We start from the raw sequence: 20,865 nt of genomic DNA, 5'->3' as shown, positions 1-20,865 counted from the left end.
GGGGATCGGGCCGGTCCGCCAGTGGGGATCGCAAAAACGACGAAGAAGGCGCGCGTGGCGACCAATAGCTTCAAGATCGGCGTCGTCTGCGCCAGTTCGCGGTTTTCGAAAGAACGCGCCGAGGCGGTCGAGGTCTGGATGGCGCAGAACCATCCCGACCGCGACGTGGCGGTGGTGTTTCACCCCGCCTGCTTCCTGAAACACGGCCATTTCGCCGGCGACGACCGGGCGCGGGCCGACGCCTTCGTCGAGTTCGCCAACGACCCGCGCATCGACGCCATCTGGTTCGCACGCGGCGGCTATGGCTCGTGCCGCATCGCCGACGCGGTGATTCCGCGCCTGGACGCTGTGGCGCGCAAGAAGCGCTACATGGGCTATTCCGATGCCGGCAGCCTGCTGGCCGGGATGTACAAGGCCGGGTTCGAACATTTGGCGCACGGGCCGATGGCGTCGGATTCGGTGCGCGACGACGCGACGGCGAAGGGCGCCCTGTCCTGGCTGACCACCGGGCGGACCGACTGGATCGAGCCGTCTCTGGCGACCGATCCGCGACCGGCCGTCGCCTTCAATCTGACCATTCTGAATGAGCTGACCGGCACGGCGCTGGAGCCGGATCTGTCCGGTCACGTCCTGATGCTGGAGGAGGTTTCTGAGGCCGCCTACCGGATCGACCGGATGATGTTTCATTTGACCAGCCAGGCCAGCATTCGCCGTGTGGCCGGGATTCGCCTGGGGCGTGTTTCGGATGTCACGCCAAACGATCCCGATTTCGGACAGACTCCCGAGGAGATCGTTCGCTACTGGTGCCTGAGGTCGGGCATACCCTTCCTCGGAACCGCCGATATCGGGCACGACGGCGCCAACAAGGTCGTGCCCTTCGGTCGCCCCTGAGGCGAACGGCGCGCGGCGCAAAAGACACAGTCTCGCCACGATCCGTCGATGGAAACCGGTAGCCCCCTCGACAGAACGCCGGTCCTGACTTCAGATGCCGGTCCGCGAGGCGTTAGGACTTCGTTAGCCAAGGCGTTGGGGGACGCCAAGGTTTACGCCTTCTGCGATGCGGCGGTTCGTTCGGATATCGGGGGATGCCCGGACGAGCCGCCTGATCGTTCTCCGATCATCGACGTGCCAGATCGTCGACGTGAAGCGCCGCAAGGCTTAAGGATCGCGGGTGCGTTTCGACGAAAGATTCATCGATGAACTGAAGGCCCGCCTTCGGCCGTCCGACGTGATCGGGCGGACGGTGAAGCTGAAACGTCAGGGCCGGGAATACGTCGGCCTGTCGCCCTTCTCGAAAGAGAAGTCGCCGTCGTTTTTCGTCAACGACGACAAGGGGTTCTTCCACGATTTTTCTTCCGGAAAACACGGCGACATCATCTCGTTCCTGCAGGAGACCGAGCGGTTGAGCTTCGTCGAGGCGGTGCAGCGGCTGGCCGGCGAGGCGGGCATGCAACTGCCCGCCGAGGACCCAAAGGAGGCCGAGCGCGAGCAGAAGCGCGCGGGCCTGTCGGACTGGATGGATCTGGCCCAGAAATGGTTCGCCGCCAATCTGCGCCGCACGCCGGGCAAGGCGGCGCGCGAATATCTCGAAAAACGCGGCCTGCCCGAGGATCAGTGGGAGCGGTTCGGCCTGGGCTATGCGCCCAATGATCGCGAGGGGCTGAAACAGGCCCTGATCCAGCGCGGCGCCAAGCCCGCTGAACTGGTCGAGGCCGGGATGCTGATCTCGCCGGAAAGCGGCGGCCAACCGTATGACCGGTTCCGCGACCGGCTGATGTTCCCCATCCTGGATGCGCGGGGGCGGATCGTCAGCTTCGGCGGCCGCGCGATGAATCCCGACGACCGGGCCAAATATCTGAACGGCCCCGAGAGCCCGCTCTTTCACAAGGGCGCGACGCTCTACGGCCTGCCCGAGGCGCGGCGGATCCTGGGGGCGGAGAGCAAGAACGACCAGGCCATCATCGTGGTCGAAGGCTATATGGACGTCATCGCCTGCCAGCGCGCGGGCCTGCCGGCCGTGGCGCCGATGGGCACGGCCCTGACGGAAGAGCAGATGGAACGGCTGTGGCGCGTCAGCCATGAGCCGGTGCTGTGTTTCGACGGGGACGCGGCGGGGCTGCGCGCCGCCTATCGCGCCATCGAACGGTCGTTGCCGCTGCTGAAGGCCGGGCGGTCGTTCCGGTTCGCACTGCTGGGCGCCGGGCAGGACCCCGACGACATTCTGCGCGACAAGGGCGCCCCGGCGCTGCGCCAGGCCCTGGCCGACACGCATGGATTCGCTGAGGTGCTGTTCCGCCGCGAACAGGATCTGGAACCGCTGGACACGCCGGAACGCAAGGCCGGCTTCAAGGCGCGGCTGCGCAACACCGCCTCGGCCATTCAGGACAAGGATTTAGCCGAACAGTACCGCCGCGACCTGTTCGACCGTTTCGACGCCCTGTTCCCGCGCAGCCCTCAACGTGCGCCCTGGACGCCGGGGCAGGGCAGGCGCGGTTTCGGCCCGCCGCCCAAGCTGGGTCAGACGGCGGAAGGGGCGCAGGCGATGCAGTCGTTGTTCCGCGCCATCGAGCCGGTGCCCGCGGCCCTGGCCCACGGCGCCATCGACGATCCCGAACGGATGGACGACCATCTGGAGGAGATCGCAGCCCACGGTTTCGGCGACAAGGGACTGGATGGCCTGGCCCAGGAGCTGGTTCGCCTGCGTCTGTCGGGACATAGCCTTGACTCTGCCGCCCTGCGACGCCATCTGGCGCAATCGGGTCATGATGCCTTAGTGCGCGAGGTCGAGAAGGCGGCGGCAAAGTCCGGCGCGCCTTTCCTGGCCGCAAATGCGCCCCTCGCCGAGGCAAGGATCCGATGGTCGCAGGCGTTCGACGCTTCAACACGCGTAGCCGCGTTGGAGGACGCCTTGGCCCATGCACGTGATGTGCCTGGGCAGGATGAGGCGTTTCGCCGGCTTAAGGCCGAGCGGGATGCGCTTCGCCGTGCGATCAAAGCCGGGACGATTTGGGAAGACAGCGCGGGCTCGTAACCTTACGGCCCGCCAGGCATTGTATTTTTCGTCGGGGCGGATTGATCACCCCCTCCGGCTGGAGACAGACTGACTATGAACGCACAGACCGAGACGCAGGAAACCGAGGCTTCGACCGATGGGCCCCTGCTCGATCTGACCGACGCCGGCGTCAAGAAGTTCATCAAACAGGCCAAGGCCCGTGGCTATGTGACGATGGAAGAGCTGAACAAGGTTCTGCCGTCCGAAGAAGTCACGCCCGACGCCATTGAAGATACCCTGGCCATGTTGTCCGAGATGGGCGTCAACGTCGTCGAGGCCGAGGAGGACGCGCAGGAGCAGCAGTCCACCGACGTCGCCGCCGCCGCCGGCACCGCCGTCGCCGAAGCGCCCGCCAAGGCCGCCTATGACCGCACCGACGATCCGGTGCGGATGTATTTGCGCGAAATGGGCTCGGTCGAACTGCTGAGCCGCGAGGGCGAAATCGCCATCGCCAAGCGGATCGAAGCCGGCCGCGACGCCATGATCTCGGGTCTGTGCGAAAGCGCCCTGACCTTCGAGGCCATCATGGTCTGGCGCGACGAGCTTGAGAACAACCGCATCCTGCTGCGCGAGGTCATCGACCTCGACGCCACCTATGGCGTGCTGAACCCCTCGTCCCTGCCCGGCGCTGTTCAGCCCGAGGCTGAGGCGGAAGAAGAAACCGAGGAAAAACCGGCGGCCGAGGCCAAGCCGGAAACCGACGACGACGATGACGACGACGATTTCGACGACGGCGGCGGCATGTCGATCTCGGCGCTGGAAGCCGAGCTGCGCGATGGGGTGATGGAGGTCCTGAACCTGATCGCCGCCGACTTCGGCGCGTTCCGGGCGTTGCAGGACAAGCTGGTCCAGACCCGTCTGAAGGGCGAGGTGCTGAGCGCTAAGGACGAGAAGGCCTATCGCGCCCTGACGCTGTCCATCTCGGACCGTCTGAAGACGATGAAGCTGAACAACAACCGCATCGAGGCGCTGGTCGAGCAGCTTTATGCGATCAACAAGCGCCTGATCGGTCTGGAAGGCCGTCTGCTGCGGTTGGCCGACAGCTACGGCATCTCGCGTCCCGAGTTCCTCAAGGCCTATTTCGGCGCCGAACTGGATCCGACCTGGACCGAGCGGATCAAGGACCAAGGCGTGCGCTGGACCAAGTTCAGCGACAACGAAGCCACCCAGATCGCCACCATTCGCGCCGACGTCGCCGCCGTGGCCCTGGAAGCCGGCTTGCCGATCGACGACTATCGCCGCATCGTACAGACGGTCCAGAAGGGCGAGCGCGAAGCCCGCCAGGCCAAGAAGGAAATGGTCGAAGCCAACCTGCGCCTCGTCATTTCCATCGCCAAGAAATACACCAACCGCGGCCTGCAGTTCCTGGATCTGATCCAGGAAGGCAACATCGGCCTGATGAAGGCCGTCGATAAGTTCGAATATCGCCGCGGCTACAAGTTCTCGACCTACGCCACCTGGTGGATCCGTCAGGCGATCACTCGCTCTATCGCCGACCAGGCGCGGACCATCCGCATCCCGGTGCACATGATCGAGACGATCAACAAGATCGTCCGCACCAGCCGCCAGATGCTGCACGAGATCGGCCGCGAGCCGACCCCGGAAGAACTGGCCGAAAAGCTGGCCATGCCTCTGGAGAAGGTGCGCAAGGTCCTGAAGATCGCCAAGGAGCCGATCAGCCTCGAAACGCCCATCGGCGACGAGGAAGACAGCCACCTGGGCGACTTCATCGAGGACAAGAACGCCATCCTGCCCATCGATGCGGCCATTCAGTCGAACCTGCGCGAGACCACCACCCGCGTGCTGGCCTCGCTGACGCCGCGCGAGGAGCGGGTCCTGCGGATGCGTTTCGGCATCGGCATGAACACCGACCACACCCTGGAAGAAGTCGGCCAGCAGTTCTCGGTCACCCGCGAACGGATCCGTCAGATCGAGGCCAAGGCGCTTCGCAAGCTGAAACACCCGAGCCGGTCGCGCAAACTGCGGTCCTTCCTGGACAGCTGATATGATCAGGGGCGGCTCCGACGGGGCCGCCCTTTTTCATTGTGGAACGACATGGGCCGAAAGCACGTCAACCTCGGCACGGCGCCCGCCAAGGCCGATCTGCCGCAGAAGGTCTGCGCCGCCTGCGGCCTGCCGTTCGCGTGGCGCAAGAAGTGGGCGCGGGACTGGGCGCAGGTGCGGTTCTGCTCGGACCGGTGCCGGGCCAAGGGCGCGGCTGAAGATCGGCGGTAGATGGCTCTCCGCCTCGTGACCGCGCGCGATCAGGGAATCAGATAAGCGTCCTGGCGATGTTTGCCGTGTCCCGCGCCTCACCCTTCCTGATCGCCCTCAGCGTCGTGCTAATCCTGAGCGGCTGCGTGCGGCGGCCGCCCGAGCCGTTGCGGCCGTCACCCTATCCGTCGCGCACCGAGGCGCCCCTGGTCGGGGGGCTGGTGGATCGGGCCATCGATGGGGGGACGCAAGGCGCGGTGGTGCGCGAGGGGCGGGACCTGGGGCGATGTTTAGCCGAGCTGAACGCCGCGCGGGTGCGGTTCAGCCCCGTGCCGGATCGTCAGAACACCGCGACCTGCGGCCTGAGCCAGGGCGGGGTGCTGGGCGCAGACCTGGGCACGGTGGCGCGGATGGCGCCGGGGGATGTGCAGATGACCTGCCAGACGGCGCTGGCCCTGAGCATCTGGCGTCGGCAATCACTGGAGCCGGCGGCGCGCGAGATCCTGGGCTCGGACGTGGTCCAGATCGATCACATGGGCGCCTATGCCTGTCGCAACGTGAACAACGGCGTCGGCTCGAACCGCGTCAGCGCCCATTCCCAGGCGGCGGCGCTGGACTTCGCCGGGGTGCGGCTGAGGGACGGGCGGCGCATCACGGTGACCAACGGCTGGAACGGCGACACGGCCGAGGCGCGCTTCCTGCGCCGCATCCGCGACGACGCCTGCCGCATCTTCGGCACCACGCTGAGCCCCGATTACAACGCCGTCCACTACGACCACCTGCATCTGGAGGCGACGGACACGCGCTTCTGTCGCTAGAGTAATCGGCGCTTGAGTTGATGTGGCCTGGAAGGCGTTCATCACAATGGGCACGACGAAGTCACGGCGTACACGACGGAATCGAACGCGCGTCGGCTCGCAACTCTATGTCCAGGCCGCTGATCGATTTAAGGCTTCGCCGCCGCAGGCCATAAGCCTTTGCCGAGCCGGCACGGCTCCGTCGTGTTCTCGGTGGCCTCGTTGTGATCGCTGTGATGAACCTTATTCTGAACTGCGCTGATGGATTGGCCGGTCCAACTCAGCCGCTGGATATCCTGGCCGAAACCGGACAAGCGCAACGGTTTCGCCTGAGGCGGATTACGCCCCTATGCGCGGTGAACTGAAGACCTATCAGGCCAAGCGCCGGTTTGGCGAGACGCCCGAGCCGAAGGGCGCCAAGGGCGGCCGGGCCAAGGGCGGCTTTCGCTATCTGATCCAGCGTCACGCGGCGACGCGGCTGCATTATGATTTCCGCATCGAGGCGGACGGGGTGCTGAAATCCTGGGCCGTGACCAAGGCGCCTTCGCGCGACACGGCGGTCAAGCGGCTGGCGGTCGAGGTCGAGGACCATCCGCTGGATTACGGCTCGTTCGAGGGCACGATCCCCGACGGCAACTATGGCGCCGGCACGGTGCAGATGTGGGACGTCGGCACCTGGGAGTCGCAGGAGCCGGACCTGGAGGCGGCCTGGGCCAAGGGCCAGATCAAGATGATCCTTCACGGCGAAAGGCTGAAGGGAAAATGGGCGCTGATCCGGTTGAAGAGCGACCGGGGCAAGCCGTCCAAGAGAAACAACTGGCTGCTGCTGAAGGAGAAGGACGACTTCGCGGTGGCGGGGGAGGGGGACGCCCTGGCCGAGATCGATGCTTCGGTGACGACCGGGCGGTCGCTGGCCGAGATCGCGGACGGGACGAAGGAATGGACGGCGTCCAAGCCGACGGGGCGTAAAGGGCCGGCCAAGCCCAAGCCATCAAAGGCGGCGGCGAAGGCCAGCAAGCCGCCGGCCTTCGTGCCGATCCAACTGTGCAAGGTGACCGACCATCCGCCGGGCGGGACGGGGTGGGCGCACGAGATCAAGTTCGACGGATACCGCATCCAGATCGGCGTCGGGGGCGGTCGGGCGGTCTTGCGGACGCGCAAGGGTCTGGACTGGAGCGACCGGTTCCCGGACCTGGCGGCGGACGCCGCGACCTGGCCCGATGCGGTGATCGATGGGGAGCTGTGCGCGCTGGACGACGATCACATGCCGGACTTCGGGGCGTTGCAGGCCGCAATCTCGGACGAAAAGACGGGGGGGCTGGTCTATTTCGCCTTCGACCTGTTGTTCGAGGGGGCGGAGGATCTGCGTAAGCTGCCGCTGTCGCATCGCAAGGCGCGGCTGCAGGCCTATGTGGACCGGATCGGTAAGTCGGGCGCAACGCGGCTGCGCTACGTCGAGCATTTCGCCTCGACCGGGCAGGCGGTGCTGGAGAGCGCCTGTCGGATGGATCTGGAAGGGGTGATCTCGAAAAAGCTGGATGCGCCCTATCACGCCGGGCGGTCCTCGACCTGGCTGAAGTCCAAATGCCGGGGGCGCGACGAGGTGGTGATCGGCGGCTGGTCGTCGCAGGGCGGGACGCGGTTCCGGTCTCTGCTGGTCGGGGTCAGGGAAAAGAGCGGCCTGCGCTATCTCGGCCGGGTCGGGACCGGCTATGGCGAGGCGGTCACCAAGACGCTGGTCCCGGCGCTGAAGGGGGTGGCGGCGGACAGGTCGCCCTTTTCCGGCGCGGGCGCGCCCAAGGCCGCCAAGGACATCCACTGGGTCAAGCCGGTGCTGGTCGCCGAGGTCGAGCATGGCGGATACACCGAATCCGGTTCGCTGAGGCAGGCGGCGTTCAAGGGCCTGCGCGAGGACAAGACGGCCGCCGAGGTGACGCAGGCGCCGCAGCCTCCGACGGAGATGGGCGAGGCCGACAAGAAGGCGACGACGACGGTGCGGTCGGCCGGCAAGCCCGGCAAGGTGGTGGTGGCGGGGGTGACGATCTCCAGTCCCGACAAGGTGCTGTGGCCCGCCGTCGGCGACCGGCCGGCGATCACCAAGGCGGACCTGGCGCGCTATTATGAGGCGGCGGCCGAGCGAATCCTGCCCCATGTGGCGGACCGGCCGACCTCGATCATTCGGGCGCCCGAGGGGATCGGCGGCGAGACCTTCTTCCAGCGCCACGCCATGGCGGGGTCGAACCCGCGCCTGAAGCTGATCGACGTCAAGGCGCGCACCCCTTACGTCGCCGCCGTCGATGCGGGCGGCCTGGTCGCCATCGCCCAGTCTGGCGGGCTGGAGTTGCATCCCTGGGGCTGTGCGCCCGGCGCGCCGGAGGTCCCGGACCAGATCACCTTCGACCTGGATCCCGACGAGGGGCTGGATTTCGGCGACGTGATCGCCGCCGCGAAGGTGGTGAAGGCGAAAATCGAGGGGCTGGGCCTGGCGGCCTTCGTCAAGACGACCGGGGGCAAGGGGCTGCACGTCGTCGCGCCCATCAAGACCGATACCCGCTCGCGCGTGACCTGGGATCAAAACAAGGCCTTCGCCAAGGCGGTGGCCGAGGCCATCCGCGCCGAGGCGCCGGACCGGTTCACCACCACCCTGGCCAAGAAGGCGCGGGGCGGAAAGATCTTCATCGACTATCTGCGCAACGGGCGGATGGCGACGGCGGTCGCGCCCTGGTCGCCGCGCGCGCGGCCGGGGGCGGGCATCGCCTATCCGCTGTCGTGGGGGCAGGTGAGAGCGGGGCTGGACCCGGCCGCGTTCAACCTGTGGACCTATGAGGCCCTGCTGAAGAAGCCCGATCCGTGGGCCGATTTCCGCGCCTCGGCGGTTAGCCTGAAGCCCGCGTTGAAGGCGATGGGGGTCAGTTCGAAATAGTCAGGCGGCGGCCTTTTTCTTCGCTGCCGGCTTCTTTGCAGAAGCCTTCTTCGCCGGCGCCTTCTTGGCGGCGGGCTTCTTCGCCCCCGTCGCCGAACCCTTCAGGCTGTTGCGCAGCGCCGCCATCAGGTCGATGACGTTGGTGTCGTCCGGTTCGGCGACATCGACCACGCCCTTGCCGCCCTTGGACTTGGTCTTGATCATGGCGCGCAGGGCGTCGTCGTAGCCGTCCTTGAAGTCGGACGGATCGAAGTCCGCCTCCTTCTGGCCGATGATGCGGGCGGCGATCTCGACCATGTCGGGGTCGGCCTTCACGGTGGGGATGTCGTCGAAATAGTCGTCGGAATCGCGCACCTCGTCATGGGCGCGCAATGTGTAGGCGATCAGGCCCTTGCCCCGGACTTCCAGCGCCAGCTGACGTTCCTTGCCGCGCAGGACCAAACAGCCGAGGGCGACCTTACCCTGTTTCTTCATGGCGTCGCGGATGACGGCGAAGGCTTCGACGCCGGCGCCCTTTTCGGGAACCACGAAGAAGGGATCGTCCCAGTACAGCCGGTCGATCTCGGTATCGTCGACGAACTTGTCGATGGAGATGGTCTTGGTGCTTTCCAGCTTCACCTTGTCGAAGTCGGCGTCGTCGAACAGGACGTATTCGTCCTTGGACACCTCATAGCCGCGCACCAGATCGCTGCGCTCGACCGGGCCGGTGTCGGGGTCGGTCGGCACCATGCGGATGCGGTTGTTGGTGTCGGGGTTGATCAGGTGAAACCGCACGTCATTGGTGCTGGTCGTCGCCGTGTAGAGGGCCACCGGACAGGTGACCAGCGACAGCTTCAGATGTCCTTGCCAGGTGGGGCGGGCGGCCATGTCGTTTCTCCTCGATCCATGACAATGCGTCGGGAGGATTTGGGTTCGGACATGGCCGCCCTACGTCAGGGCCTGCGTCAGGCCTTGCCGTCGAAGACGACGTCGAAACCGCCCCACATCATGCGCTTGCCGTCGAAGGGCATGTCCATGTTCGCAAAGTCGGGGTCGTCCTGCATCTTGCCGAAACAGGCGTCGGCCGCAGCGCGGTCGGGCCAGGTCACCCAGGAGAAGACGACCACCTCGCCGTCCTCCAGCTTCACCGCCATGGGAAAGCTGGTCAGCTTGCCGTCGGGCACGTCCTCGCCCCAGGTCTCGACCTGGGACAGGGCGCCGTATTTCTGGAACAGGGGCCAGGAGGCCTCGGCGGACTTGACGTAGCGCGCCTTGTCCTCGGTCTTCACGGGGGTCAGGAAGCCGGTCACATAGGTCATCTGTCGTCTCCTTGGTTTGGGTTCAGAGGTCGGTGACGGCGCGGTCCAGCGCCGCGATGTCGATCTTTCGCATGGTCATCATGGCCTGCATGGCGGCGGCTGCGCGCGCCGGATCGGGATCGGTCGTCAGGTCCATCAGGCGGCGCGGCGTGATCTGCCACGACAGGCCCCAGCGATCCTTCAGCCAGCCGCAATCGTTCTCGCTGCCGCCATCCGCGATCAGGGCGTCCCACAGGCGGTCGGTCTCGGCCTGATCCTCGGTCATCACCATGAAAGAGACGGCCTCGGTGAAGCGGAAGGCCGGGCCGCCGTTCAGCGCCAGATAGGCCTGGCCGGCGAGCACGAACTGGACCGTCAGGACCGAGCCGGCCGGACCGGACGGCGTATCGACGGGCGAGCGATTGACGGCCGTCACGCGGCTGTCGGGCAGGAGGGAGACGTAGAAGGCGATCGCCGCCTCCGCGTCGCCGTCGAACCACAGGCAGGGGACGATCTTGTCGGCCATCACGCGTCTCCCTCTGCAAGGGCGGCGAGCTGATCGGCCACGGCGCCCCAGCCCTGTTCGAAGCCCATGGTCTTGTGGGTCTCGGCGGCCTTTTCGTCCCAGTGGCGGGCCGTGGCTGTGTAGCGCGTGCCGCCGGCCTCGGGTTCGAAGGTATCGATGCGCACGAAGTTCCTGTCGCCGGCCTGTGGCACCCAGCCCTCGGTGAAGGCGCCGGTCGAGACCAGCTTGCGGCCCGGCACGACCTCCAGAAAGACGCCGGAATAGGGGTACCGCTCGCCCTCCGGCGAGGCCAGTTCGATGTTTGCCCGTCCGCCGACGCGCAGGTCCCAATCGACGACCGGGGTAGTCCACGGGCGGGAGCAGAACCATTCGCCGGTGCGCTGGGTGTAGATCTTCCAGACCGTTTCCGGCGAGGCCTTGATCAGGCGGCTGATGCTGAGTTCGCGGGGATCGGCCATCACGCTGCAGTGGCGTCGGCGGCGAAGGCTTCGGGGCCGGCGGCGACGGCGGCTTGGTCCATCCACATGACTTCCCAGATATGGCCGTCGGGATCGGCGTAGCTGCGGCCGTACATGAAGCCGTAATCCTGGGTCGCGTTGGGATCGATCACACCGCCTGCGCCGCCGGCCTGATCGACGACCGTATCGACCGCGTCACGGCTGTCACGCGACAGGCACAGCATGACCTGGGCCGAGACGTGGGCGTCGGGGATCTGGCGGTCGGTGAAGGTGCGCCATTTGTCGTGGGTCAGCAGCATGACGTGGATCACGTCCGACACGACCATGCAGGCGGCCGTGTCGTCGCTGAATTTCGGGTTCTTCGTCGCGCCGACGGCTTCGTAGAAGGCGATGGATTTGGACAGGTCGGCGACGGGCAGGTTGATGAAAATCAGCTGGGACACGGCGTTTCCTCATCCTTGTTCGTTTGCGAAACCTGCCCTCGATGATTATGATAGTCAACCATGAAGTTAGAAAAAGTAACCGAAAAGGCCGGACGCAAATATTACGACGCCTGTGGCGCGGCGCATGGGCTGGATCTGATCGGCGAGCGCTGGGCGCTGCTGGTCATCCGCGAACTGATGATGGGCCCGCGCCGGTTCGGAGATTTGAGAAAGGATCTGCACGGCATCTCGGCCAATGTGCTGACCCAGCGGCTGGAGGGGCTGGAGGCGTCGGGCATTCTGCGGCGCAGGAAGCTGCCGCCGCCCGCCTCGGTCCAGGTCTATGAGCTGACGGACTGGGGTTACGAGATCAAGCCGGTCTTCATGGTGCTGGGCGGCTGGGCGGCGCGCTCGCCGATGCACGACCCGACCCTGCCGCTCAGCGCGGTGTCGATCATGCAGTCGTTCGAGACGATGTTCGACTCGGCCCTGGCCGGCGATGCGGCCATGTGTGTGGGCTTTATCTTCGGCGACGAGCCCTTCGTCGTTCGCATCGAAGGCGGGGTCATCACGACGCGCCGCGACGCGACCGACGCCGCCGATGTCGTGCTGACGACCCAGCCGCCGCTGGTCGCCGCCTGCGTCTATGGCAAGGTTCCGCCGGCTGCGTTCGAAGTGGACGGGATGATGACCCTGACTGGCGACCGGGCCGTGTTCGACCGGTTCGTGGGTTTCTTCAACCTGCCGGAGAAGGCGGGCGCCTAAGAAGTGTCAATCTCAGGCCAGCATGTCCAGCAGGGTTCCGGTCATGTCGTTGGCCGTGCGGGCGACGGCGGCGTTGGCGCTGAAGGCGGTCTTGGCCTGGATGCGTTCGACGGTTTCCTCGGCGAGGTTATCCAGCGGCGCGGTCGCGGTGCGGCGCGCGCTGTTGTCGAACCGGTTCTGGGCGCTGGTCATTCCGGCGGCGGCGATAGACAGGGCTTGCATGGCTAAGGTCCAGACGAGGTGCGTTCGGTCTCCAGACTGCGTCTTTCAGGTCAACGTCGCCTGAAGGAACAGGGTGAACGCCGTTTTCCGCCCCGCTTGCGCCCTTTTTCGTGTATAGAGCGCCATCATTCGCCCGGCCTGAGGTCTGACCTCGGCCGGGCGCGGTCGTTTCGGCGACCGCCCTTGTCCGTTTGCCCAGGTTCCCTATGCCCTTTCCCGCCGTCCATCCCGCGCTCGACCGCGCCCTCGTCAACAAGGGCTATGCCGAACCCACCCCGGTTCAGGCCGCCGTCCTGGAAGTCGAATACGCCGAACGCGACCTGCTGGTCTCGGCGCAGACGGGCTCGGGCAAGACCGTCGCCTTCGGCCTGGCTGCCGCCCCGACCCTGCTGGGTGACAAGCCGATCTTCGGCCCCGGCGGCGCGCCCCTGTGCCTGGCCATCGCGCCCACGCGGGAACTGGCCATGCAGGTCGCGGCCGAGCTGACTTGGCTGTACGCCGACTCCGGCGCCAAGATCGCCACCTGCGTCGGCGGCATGGATGCGCGCCGCGAAGCCCGCGCCTTGAGCTTCGGCGTCCACATCGTCGTCGGCACGCCCGGCCGCCTGAAGGACCACATCGACCGGGGCAACCTGGACCTGTCGGAGCTGAAGGTCGCCGTCCTGGACGAGGCCGACGAGATGCTGGACATGGGCTTCCGCGAGGACCTGGAGCACATCCTGGACCAGGCGCCGGCCGAACGCCGCACCCTGCTGTTCTCCGCCACCATCGCGCGCGAGATCGTCACCCTGGCCAAGCGCTACCAGAAGGACGCTGTGCGGATCGACGCGACCGACAAGTCGCGCCAGCACGCCGACATCGAATACCGCGCCTATCGCATCGCCCCCAACGAGATCGAACATGCGGTGGTCAACACCCTGCGCTGGTTCGAGATGCCGCGCGCCATGGTCTTCTGCTCGACGCGGGACAGCGTGCGCCACCTTCAGGCCTCGCTGCTGGAGCGCGGCTTCTCGACCGTGTCGCTGTCGGGCGAAATGGGCCAGCGCGAACGCACCGACGCCCTGCAGGCGCTGCGTGACGGCCGCGCCCGCGTCTGCGTCGCCACCGACGTGGCCGCGCGCGGTCTGGACCTGCCCGACCTGGGCCTGGTCATCCACGCCGAACTGCCGATGAACCGCGCCGGCCTGCTGCACCGTTCGGGCCGGACGGGGCGGGCGGGCAAGAAGGGCGTCTCCGTGATGCTGGTGCCGCACTCGCGCCGCCGCAAGGCCGAGCGTCTGATGGATGACGCCGGGATCGACGCCGTCTGGTCCGGCGCGCCGACCTTCGACGAAATCCGCAAGGCCGACGAAGGCCGTCTGCTGTCGCCCGAGTTCTTCGAGGCCGAGGTCTCCGACGAGGACATGATCGTCGCCAAGCGGATGATCGCCGAGCGCACGCCCGACGAGATCGCCGCCGCCCTGGTGCGCCTGTTGCGCAAGGAGCAGCCGGCGCCGGAAGAACTGTCCGATCCGGGCTCCGACCGCAGCCCCGTCAAGCGCGAGCGCACCGTGCGCAACGAAGACGGCACGGCCGCCCAGCCTTGGCCCGGCGACCGCCTGGGTTCGGACGACGTGGTCTGGTTCCGCCTGGACGTCGGCCGCAACAAGAACGCCGACCCCAAATGGCTGATCCCGCTGATCTGCCGCATCGGCGGCATCACCAAGCCCCAGATCGGCGCCATCCGCACCTTCCCTGACGAGACACGGTTCGAGGTCGCCAAGACCCACGAGAAGGCCTTCCGCGAAGCCGTCGCCGCGTCCAAGGATGAGGTGAAGATCACGCCGTCGGAAGCCCCGACGCCGGGTTCGATGAAGGCCGGCCGCTTCTCTGGCAAGCCGAACCGCGACGAGGGCGACCGTCCCTTCAAGAAGACCCCCTACAAGCGCGCCGACGGCGGCGACGCCCGTCCCGCGTTCAAGAAGCCTTGGGCGCCCAAGGCCGACGGCGGCGGCAACCCGCGCTCGAACGCCGCGGCCGACAAGCCGTTCGCCAAGAAGGCCTTCCAGGGCAAGCCGAACTTCAAGAAGGACGGCTTCAAGGGCAAGCCGAAGGGCTGACCGGAAAAACTCCGCTCATCCCCGCGAAAGCGGGGACCCAGTTCTTTTGCGTGGCACGATGTCCGGGATAGGCGCCGCCGCGTAGCGTTTGCGCCGAAGCGCCCAAAACACTGGGTCCCCGCTTTCGCGGGGATGAGCGGAATGGGTGTGCTCTTGCCACCTATGCCTTGCCGGCGCACCTTTCGCCCATGAGCAAGCCGTCGGCACCCCAAGAACGATACGCCTCGTTCGAGGCCTTCTATCCCTATTACATCCACGAACATTCCAACCGGACGTGCCGGCGCATCCACGTCGTAGGCACCGGACTGGTGATCCTGGCGTTCGGGGTCTTCCTTGTGACGTGGAATCCCTGGTGGCTGCTGGCCATGCCGTTGATCGGATACGGCTTCGCCTGGGTGGGGCATTTCTTCTTCGAGAAGAACAGGCCCGCCACGTTCAAATATCCGCTGTGGAGCCTGATGGGCGACTTCCGCCTGTTCTTCGAGACAGTGTCGGGCAAGCGTCGCTTCTGATCCGCATTTCAAGCTGCGCGGTTATCTGAAACCGACTAGTCTGGCCCCTGCGGCGGTTCGCCGCTGCTGGAGGGAGCGCTCATGAAATCCATCGCCATCGTCGCCGCCGCCTCGGTCCTGTTCGCGCCGGGCGTCAGCCTAGCGCAGAAGGGCGAAGCCAGGCCCGATTTCAACCTGGATCCCAACTACGGCACGGTCGACCTCTCGGCCGGGTTCGAGCCCGATCCCTACACCAAGGCCATACGCGCCGGCGGCTCGATCCCGGCCTCTCGCGCCAAGTCCGGCTGCGAGGGCAATGTCAGCGCCGCGCCCGATTTTCAGGTCACCTATGAGGCGGGCGCGCTGGACCTGACGTTCAAGGCCGTGGCGTCGGAGGATACGACGCTGTTGGTCAACACGCCGGGCGGCGACTGGTATTGCGACGACGACAGCGGCGGCGATCTGGACCCCGAGGTCACGATCGACGGCCCCCAAAGCGGCCGTTACGACATCTGGGTCGGAACCTATGGCGACAGCATGGTCGATTCGACCCTGTCGGTCACAGAGCGCGTCGGCATGGATGGCGACGATGCGGGCAGCGGCCCGGACATCAGCCTGGAGCCCAACTACGGCACGGCCAATCTGCGCGGCGGCTTCACGCCCGATCCCTGGATCAAGTCGATCCTGGCCGGCGGCTCGGCGCCCGCCTCGGCCGCCAAGTCGGGGTGCGAAGGCTCGGTCAGCGCGGCGCCGGACATCCAGATCTTCTTCGAGCCAGGCGATTCCGACCTGACGTTCCGCGTGCGGGCGGAAGAGGACACCACCCTGCTGATCAATACGCCGAACGGCCGCTTCTATTGCGACGACGACAGCGGCGGCGACCTGGATCCCAAGGTCACGATCACCAATCCGCAGAGCGGCCGCTACGACATCTGGGTCGGCACCTACAACGACTCGATGGTGCAATCGACGCTGGAAGTGTCCGAGATGGACTGATCCTGGTCAGCACCAGAAACGAAAACGCCGGCGACCGTGAGGGCGCCGGCGTTTTTCATGATTGGACCGATCAGTTGGAAGCGGTGGTCCAGGCGGGGGGGCAGCCGTCGAAGCGGCCGGCGTCGGCGATGGTCAGGGTGCGCATGTTCAGACGCTGCGCCTGGGCCATCGAGCCGCGGCCGTGGCCGGTGTAGAGATCGACCTTCTGGCCCTTGATCGCGCCGCCGGTGTCGGACGCATACCAGTAGCCGTCATGGATGGTGCCGTCGGCCAGACGCAGGCCGACCGTCTCGCGGATGAACAGTTTGGTGCGGCGGGGAATGACGCGGGGATCGACCGCGACGGTGCGCATGGCGATCGGACGGCAACCGAGCGAATCGTTGCCCGTCGCGCCGCCGCCGCCTGCGTGATAGAGGCGCGCGGAGGCGCGCCAGTCGGGGTCCGAGGCCATCAGCTCGGTCTGTTCGGCGTTCAGAGCGGTCTCGATTTCGGCGGAACCGACGGTGGCGGCAGGGGTTTTAACCCTGACTTCATCCGCCGCTACGACATCATTGTAGGGGACAGGCCCGCTCGTCACAGACGACACGGCAGCCCAAAGCATGGCGATAGCAGCGGAAGCGCCGATCATGAGTTTCGCTCAGGAGACACCGGCTCCCAACGCCGCCGGCGCCCGCCTTGTCGCGTTAACTTGTGGCGAGAAAGCGGCCAAATCGTTCAGCGCGCTTTGCGTTACGATTTGTTTCTAAGTTAATGCCTTGTTTTTCATGATATATCCATCCCCAGCTTGCGCGCCAGCGTAGCAAGCTGGGGACGGGTTTTGTCGTCAGAACTTGAAGTTCAGACCTGCTTGGACGACGGGCAGGACCTTGTAATCGTCGGCTTCGGACTGAATTTCCTGCTCTTCCTGATCCAGCCGGGCGCGGAAGATCGGATCGTTGGACAGGGTTCCGCCGCGCGCATCCAGATTGACCTGGGGCGAATCTCCAAAGGCCGCGCCGGCCAGGATGCGGAAGCCTACGCGACCGCCGCGCGTGAATGTGTTGTCGTAACCCAAGCCGACGAAGGGCGCAGTGCTTTCAAGATCGATACGCCCCGTCAGCGTCCCGACCTGGGCCGGGGTGAAGGTCGCGCCGCCGACGACGACGTTACCCGTGGGCGTGGCGTCCAGATCGATCTTGCGATCTCCGAAATAGGCCCCGCCCGAGATCAGGAACCCGTTGCGGAACGGATGGACGTCCACGAAGGCGCCGGGCGACTTGAAGTCGATCTTGGCGTCGTAATCGATGCCCTTGTAGGTCTGGTCGCGATCCCAGTTCAGCACGTCATAGCCGCCACGCAGCACGACGACGGGGCTGAGGGAAAACTGGGCCTGAAGACCGACGCCCGGCGTGCCGACCTGGGCGCCGACCGCGAAACGCCCGTCCTCTTGGGCCAGAGCCGAGGTCGCGGGCAGGACTGCCGCAGCGAGGGCGGCGATGAGCAGGGTTTTCATGGCGCGTATCCAATAGGGGAGGGTTCGCGCTTATCCTGACGAACGGCCCTGAAGATTGGGTTACGCCGCCCATTCTCCGTGTGGCGTGTCCCGACGCGCCTCGGCCTCGCGCACAGCCTCGACGGCGCGGTCCAGCACTTCCAGCCCGGCGCCGGGCTGGATCGCCTCGACCGTCAGGATGCGCCGGAAGGCGCGCGCACCGGGGCGACCGTGCATCAGGCCCAGCATGTGTCGCGCCATGGCGGGCAGGGCGACCCCCTCGGCCAGGCGCGCGGCCATATAGGGCCGATAGCGATCCAGGGCCGCAAAGGCGTCGGTGTCGGCGACGGCTTCGCCATACAGGCGACGGTCGGCCTGACCCAGGATGGCCGGCTCGTGATAGGCGGCGCGGCCCAGCATGACCCCGTCCAGCTTGACCCCATCGGCGTCGTCCAGATGCGCCTCGGCCTCGTCCAGGGAGGCGATGCCGCCGTTGATCGAGATGTTCAGATGCGACCGCTCGCGCTTCAGCCGGCGCACCAGATCATAGTCCAGCGGCGGCACGTCGCGGTTCTCCTTGGGCGACAGACCCTTCAGCCAGGCCTTGCGCGCATGGACGATGAAGACCTCCACGCCTGCGGCGGCGCAGGCGTCCACCGTGGCGAACAGGCTGACCGCCGGATCCTGATCGTCCACGCCGATGCGGCATTTGACGGTCGCGGGCACGCTCACCGCCTCGCGGATCGCCGCCATACAGTCCGCAACCAGCTCCGGCTCGCGCATCAGACAGGCGCCGAACCTGCCCGACTGGACCCGGTCGGACGGGCATCCGACGTTCAGATTGATCTCGTCATAACCAAACGCCTGCCCAACCTTCGCCGCCTCGGCCAGCTGCGCCGGATCCGACCCGCCCAGTTGCAGCGCCACCGGATGCTCCAGCGCATCGAACCCCAACAGCCGCTCGCGATCCCCATGCAACACCGCCGGCGCCGTCACCATCTCGGTATAGAGCAAGGCCCGCGTCGTCAGCGCACGGTGAAACGCCCGGCAATGCCGGTCGGTCCAGTCCATCATCGGCGCCACGGACAGTCTACGCGCTTGTTCTAACGGCATTTATTTATGCAACTTCAGGGATTTGGTTGACGGTGCTCAGCGACACTTCTACGCGCTTTTTCGACGATTTTCGCCCTTCTACGACAACTCACTGCACCCTTTTTGCACCCAAAACATGGCTTCGATCCGCAAGCAAAGGTCTGGTCGGTGGCGCGCCCAAGTTCGGCGTAAGGGACATGTTGCGAGCCAGACCTTCCTGCGGTTCGACGATGCCAAGGCCTGGGCGGTCGAGGCAGAACGTCAAATCGATCGCGGTGAGACGCCGCGGGATTCTCGGGTCGCGGATTACGACATTCGCCGAACTCATTGACCTCCACGTCGCGCGGTCGGAAAGGCCCCGAGGCGGTCGAAGGCGACGACACTAAAGATGCTCAGGGCGCGGCTGGGGTGAGAGAAACAGGGCCAACTTGATAGGCAGCTTTTCATCGATTTCGGCAAAGCCAGAGCCAACGAGGGGGCTGGACCGATGACCCTGAGCATCAACATCGGCGCCATCAAGCTGGTCATCACGCACGCGATCGCAGTCCATGGGAGGGCATCTGACTTCTCACCCAATCCCGCGCAGTCGCGGGCCTCATGAACGGCGGATACCGTAGCATGAGCCCCTATAACTGCGCGCTCAAACTTACACAAAATCTTGCACACTCAGCTGATGTGTATTGGATATCCTATAAGTATCAATCTCTTGATGCTGGCGTGTGTGACTTGATGTCTATTGATGCGCTAAACAGGCCGCCACGCCTGGGTGAGACAAATATTGGGACTGCCCACCCAGGCATGGCGAGTTGATCAAAGGCGGCAGATCGCGGTCTGCCCTTGACGCGGGACGTAGCGGTCCGTGCGGGCGTTGTAGCTCCGGTAGCGTTGCTGGCAGGCCCGGACGTGCCGGTACCAGTCGGACGTGCGGGAGAAGTGGCTCGGCGGGGCCGCCGGGCGAGCGCCCCAACGCGAGTCCCAGTTGCCGTAGCGCGAAGAGTTTGACGATTGAGTATCGCGGCGGCCTTCGTTCTGACGGCTCTCGTTCTGACGGCCGTTATCGTGACGGTCGCGCCCTGACTGGTTTTGCTCGCGGGCTTCGGGTCTGGCCTGAGCTTGCAGATCGGTAGCTGCAAGCGAGAACCCGCCCAAAGTCAGTGCTGCGGCTGACAGGCCGATGAGAATCTTACGCATGGTGGTCTCCTGGGGAATGGGGCCGGAGCCCCGGGGGGTAAACTGGGGGGAGCAATACGATCGCCCGGGCGTGGCCGGGCGCCGAGACCGTCAATGACGACGCCGTTCGGATTGGGCCTGAAGAGGGGTCTTTGGCAGGGTCTCCAGCATCAGCCTGCCGTCGCGATCGGTATCGAGGGCGATGAACCTGCGCTCGATCATCGTCGCCCACTCCTCGGCCGTGACGCGTTGGTCGAGGTTCACGTCAGCAGCCTTGACGGGCTGGGGCAGATTGAAAAATCCGCCGTCGGCGATGACGCCATAGCCATCGGGGCGGTAGCGAGGTTCGGCGCGAGCCCCGCCCCCTGGAGGGCCGCCTCCCGGCGGGCCGCCGCCTGGCGGACCACCGCCGCCCGGCCGGTCCTGCAGTTGCGCCATTGCCTGGGGCGGCCCGCTGCGCGGCCTGCCGGGCAGGCCGGGGCGTCCGGCGCCGCGCGGTCCGGGGCGGCCGCCATACTGGGCGCCGACCTGGCGCAGGGACTGTTCATAGACGCTGAGTTCGCCCTGGTTCAGGTTGCCGTCGCTGTTGAGGTCGAGCAGGCCGAACCAACGCTGCCCATCAGCCGCAAATTCCTGAAACGTCACCTCGCCGTCGAGGTTCTCATCAGCGCCGATGAACCAGTCTGCCGAAGGCCACGGCTGGCCCATTTCAGACACGAACGGTTCGCCGTGCGGACTTACGAAAAAGGTCGCGCGTATAGGATGGGACGCAGCGCCCATCTGTGGTTCAGGCGGCCCGCTGGCGCAGGCGGCGAGAGCGGCGACAAGCGGGAGGACTGCCGAGGCTCTGTGGGGGAAGGCCATTCGCATAAGGACTCCAGCGGCTAGGG

At 66.1% G+C, this 20,865-nt stretch carries 21 protein-coding genes; 10 read left to right on the top strand and 11 right to left on the bottom strand.

Annotated features, from left to right (window positions below):
- Nucleotides 1-54 precede the first annotated feature (54 nt).
- The 6 genes from ACP7BH_RS11620 (at nt 55) to ligD (ending at nt 8,986) form a co-directional block, all read left to right on the top strand.
- Nucleotides 55-891, top strand: coding sequence for an LD-carboxypeptidase (locus ACP7BH_RS11620; RefSeq protein ID WP_425985369.1), 837 nt, complete (start codon nt 55-57; stop codon nt 889-891).
- 280 nt (nt 892-1,171) lie between these two features.
- Nucleotides 1,172-3,031, top strand: a complete 1,860-nt coding sequence (dnaG, locus tag ACP7BH_RS11615) for a DNA primase (RefSeq protein ID WP_425985367.1) — start codon at nt 1,172-1,174, stop codon at nt 3,029-3,031.
- Nucleotides 3,032-3,106: 75 nt separating this feature from the next.
- Nucleotides 3,107-5,056, top strand: coding sequence for an RNA polymerase sigma factor RpoD (gene rpoD, locus ACP7BH_RS11610; RefSeq protein WP_425985365.1), 1,950 nt, complete (start codon nt 3,107-3,109; stop codon nt 5,054-5,056).
- A gap of 51 nt (nt 5,057-5,107) precedes the next feature.
- Complete coding sequence (locus tag ACP7BH_RS11605; protein WP_425985363.1) at nt 5,108-5,287, top strand: DUF2256 domain-containing protein; 180 nt, start codon at nt 5,108-5,110, stop codon at nt 5,285-5,287.
- A 65-nt stretch (nt 5,288-5,352) separates the two neighbouring features.
- On the top strand, nt 5,353-6,084 hold the full coding sequence (locus ACP7BH_RS11600) for an extensin family protein (protein ID WP_425985361.1): 732 nt from the start codon (nt 5,353-5,355) through the stop codon (nt 6,082-6,084).
- A gap of 328 nt (nt 6,085-6,412) precedes the next feature.
- Nucleotides 6,413-8,986: a DNA ligase D gene (ligD, locus tag ACP7BH_RS11595; RefSeq protein ID WP_425985359.1), complete on the top strand. Its 2,574-nt coding sequence runs from the start codon at nt 6,413-6,415 to the stop codon at nt 8,984-8,986.
- On the opposite strand, the gene ACP7BH_RS11590 is transcribed toward ligD, so the two are convergent.
- The 5 genes from ACP7BH_RS11590 to ACP7BH_RS11570 form a co-directional block, all read right to left on the bottom strand.
- Nucleotides 8,987-9,853: a Ku protein gene (locus ACP7BH_RS11590; RefSeq protein ID WP_425985357.1), complete on the bottom strand. Its 867-nt coding sequence runs from the start codon at nt 9,851-9,853 to the stop codon at nt 8,987-8,989.
- A gap of 77 nt (nt 9,854-9,930) precedes the next feature.
- The gene (locus tag ACP7BH_RS11585) at nt 9,931-10,284 is read right to left on the bottom strand and encodes a DUF1428 domain-containing protein (protein WP_425985355.1); all 354 of its coding nucleotides are present in this window, start codon (nt 10,282-10,284) and stop codon (nt 9,931-9,933) included.
- A gap of 22 nt (nt 10,285-10,306) precedes the next feature.
- A complete protein-coding gene (locus ACP7BH_RS11580) occupies nt 10,307-10,789 on the bottom strand; it encodes a VOC family protein (protein WP_425985353.1) in 483 nt (160 codons plus the stop codon).
- Nucleotides 10,789-11,247, bottom strand: a complete 459-nt coding sequence (locus tag ACP7BH_RS11575) for an SRPBCC family protein (protein ID WP_425985352.1) — start codon at nt 11,245-11,247, stop codon at nt 10,789-10,791. Before ACP7BH_RS11575 ends, ACP7BH_RS11580 begins: the two co-directional genes overlap by 1 nt.
- Nucleotides 11,247-11,690 carry a VOC family protein gene (locus ACP7BH_RS11570; protein ID WP_425985350.1) on the bottom strand — a complete coding sequence of 148 codons (444 nt, stop codon included), beginning with the start codon at nt 11,688-11,690 and terminating at the stop codon, nt 11,247-11,249. The genes ACP7BH_RS11575 and ACP7BH_RS11570 overlap by 1 nt, the downstream gene beginning before the upstream one ends.
- A gap of 60 nt (nt 11,691-11,750) precedes the next feature.
- Here ACP7BH_RS11570 and ACP7BH_RS11565 point away from each other — a divergent pair, with 60 nt between their 5' ends.
- Nucleotides 11,751-12,434 carry a winged helix-turn-helix transcriptional regulator gene (locus ACP7BH_RS11565; RefSeq protein ID WP_425985348.1) on the top strand — a complete coding sequence of 228 codons (684 nt, stop codon included), beginning with the start codon at nt 11,751-11,753 and terminating at the stop codon, nt 12,432-12,434.
- Between the two features lie 12 nt (nt 12,435-12,446).
- On the opposite strand, the gene ACP7BH_RS11560 is transcribed toward ACP7BH_RS11565, so the two are convergent.
- Nucleotides 12,447-12,656 (bottom strand): flagellar basal body rod C-terminal domain-containing protein, encoded by a 210-nt coding sequence (locus ACP7BH_RS11560; protein ID WP_425985346.1) that lies wholly within the window; start codon nt 12,654-12,656, stop codon nt 12,447-12,449.
- A gap of 206 nt (nt 12,657-12,862) precedes the next feature.
- Here ACP7BH_RS11560 and ACP7BH_RS11555 point away from each other — a divergent pair, with 206 nt between their 5' ends.
- The 3 genes from ACP7BH_RS11555 to ACP7BH_RS11545 all read left to right on the top strand — a co-directional run bounded on the left by ACP7BH_RS11555 (nt 12,863) and on the right by ACP7BH_RS11545 (nt 16,242).
- Nucleotides 12,863-14,755 carry a DEAD/DEAH box helicase gene (locus ACP7BH_RS11555; RefSeq protein WP_425985344.1) on the top strand — a complete coding sequence of 631 codons (1,893 nt, stop codon included), beginning with the start codon at nt 12,863-12,865 and terminating at the stop codon, nt 14,753-14,755.
- A 188-nt stretch (nt 14,756-14,943) separates the two neighbouring features.
- Nucleotides 14,944-15,267 (top strand): Mpo1-like protein, encoded by a 324-nt coding sequence (locus ACP7BH_RS11550; protein WP_425985342.1) that lies wholly within the window; start codon nt 14,944-14,946, stop codon nt 15,265-15,267.
- A gap of 81 nt (nt 15,268-15,348) precedes the next feature.
- The gene (locus tag ACP7BH_RS11545; protein WP_425985339.1) at nt 15,349-16,242 is read left to right on the top strand and encodes a hypothetical protein; all 894 of its coding nucleotides are present in this window, start codon (nt 15,349-15,351) and stop codon (nt 16,240-16,242) included.
- Nucleotides 16,243-16,312: 70 nt separating this feature from the next.
- On the opposite strand, the gene ACP7BH_RS11540 is transcribed toward ACP7BH_RS11545, so the two are convergent.
- The 5 genes from ACP7BH_RS11540 to ACP7BH_RS11520 form a co-directional block, all read right to left on the bottom strand.
- Nucleotides 16,313-16,870, bottom strand: coding sequence for a 3D domain-containing protein (locus ACP7BH_RS11540; RefSeq protein WP_425985337.1), 558 nt, complete (start codon nt 16,868-16,870; stop codon nt 16,313-16,315).
- A 195-nt stretch (nt 16,871-17,065) separates the two neighbouring features.
- Nucleotides 17,066-17,734, bottom strand: coding sequence for a hypothetical protein (locus ACP7BH_RS11535; protein ID WP_425985335.1), 669 nt, complete (start codon nt 17,732-17,734; stop codon nt 17,066-17,068).
- A 60-nt stretch (nt 17,735-17,794) separates the two neighbouring features.
- Nucleotides 17,795-18,826, bottom strand: a complete 1,032-nt coding sequence (gene dusA, locus ACP7BH_RS11530; RefSeq protein WP_425985333.1) for a tRNA dihydrouridine(20/20a) synthase DusA — start codon at nt 18,824-18,826, stop codon at nt 17,795-17,797.
- Nucleotides 18,827-19,615: 789 nt separating this feature from the next.
- The gene (locus ACP7BH_RS11525; protein ID WP_425985331.1) at nt 19,616-19,996 is read right to left on the bottom strand and encodes a BA14K family protein; all 381 of its coding nucleotides are present in this window, start codon (nt 19,994-19,996) and stop codon (nt 19,616-19,618) included.
- A 90-nt stretch (nt 19,997-20,086) separates the two neighbouring features.
- Nucleotides 20,087-20,692 carry a hypothetical protein gene (locus ACP7BH_RS11520; protein WP_425985330.1) on the bottom strand — a complete coding sequence of 202 codons (606 nt, stop codon included), beginning with the start codon at nt 20,690-20,692 and terminating at the stop codon, nt 20,087-20,089.
- Nucleotides 20,693-20,865 lie beyond the last annotated feature (173 nt).

The sequence above is a fragment of the Brevundimonas sp. TWP2-1 genome (assembly GCF_049897645.1).
Lineage (GTDB): Bacteria > Pseudomonadota > Alphaproteobacteria > Caulobacterales > Caulobacteraceae > Brevundimonas.
This window is presented reverse-complemented; position numbering and strand designations above follow the sequence as displayed.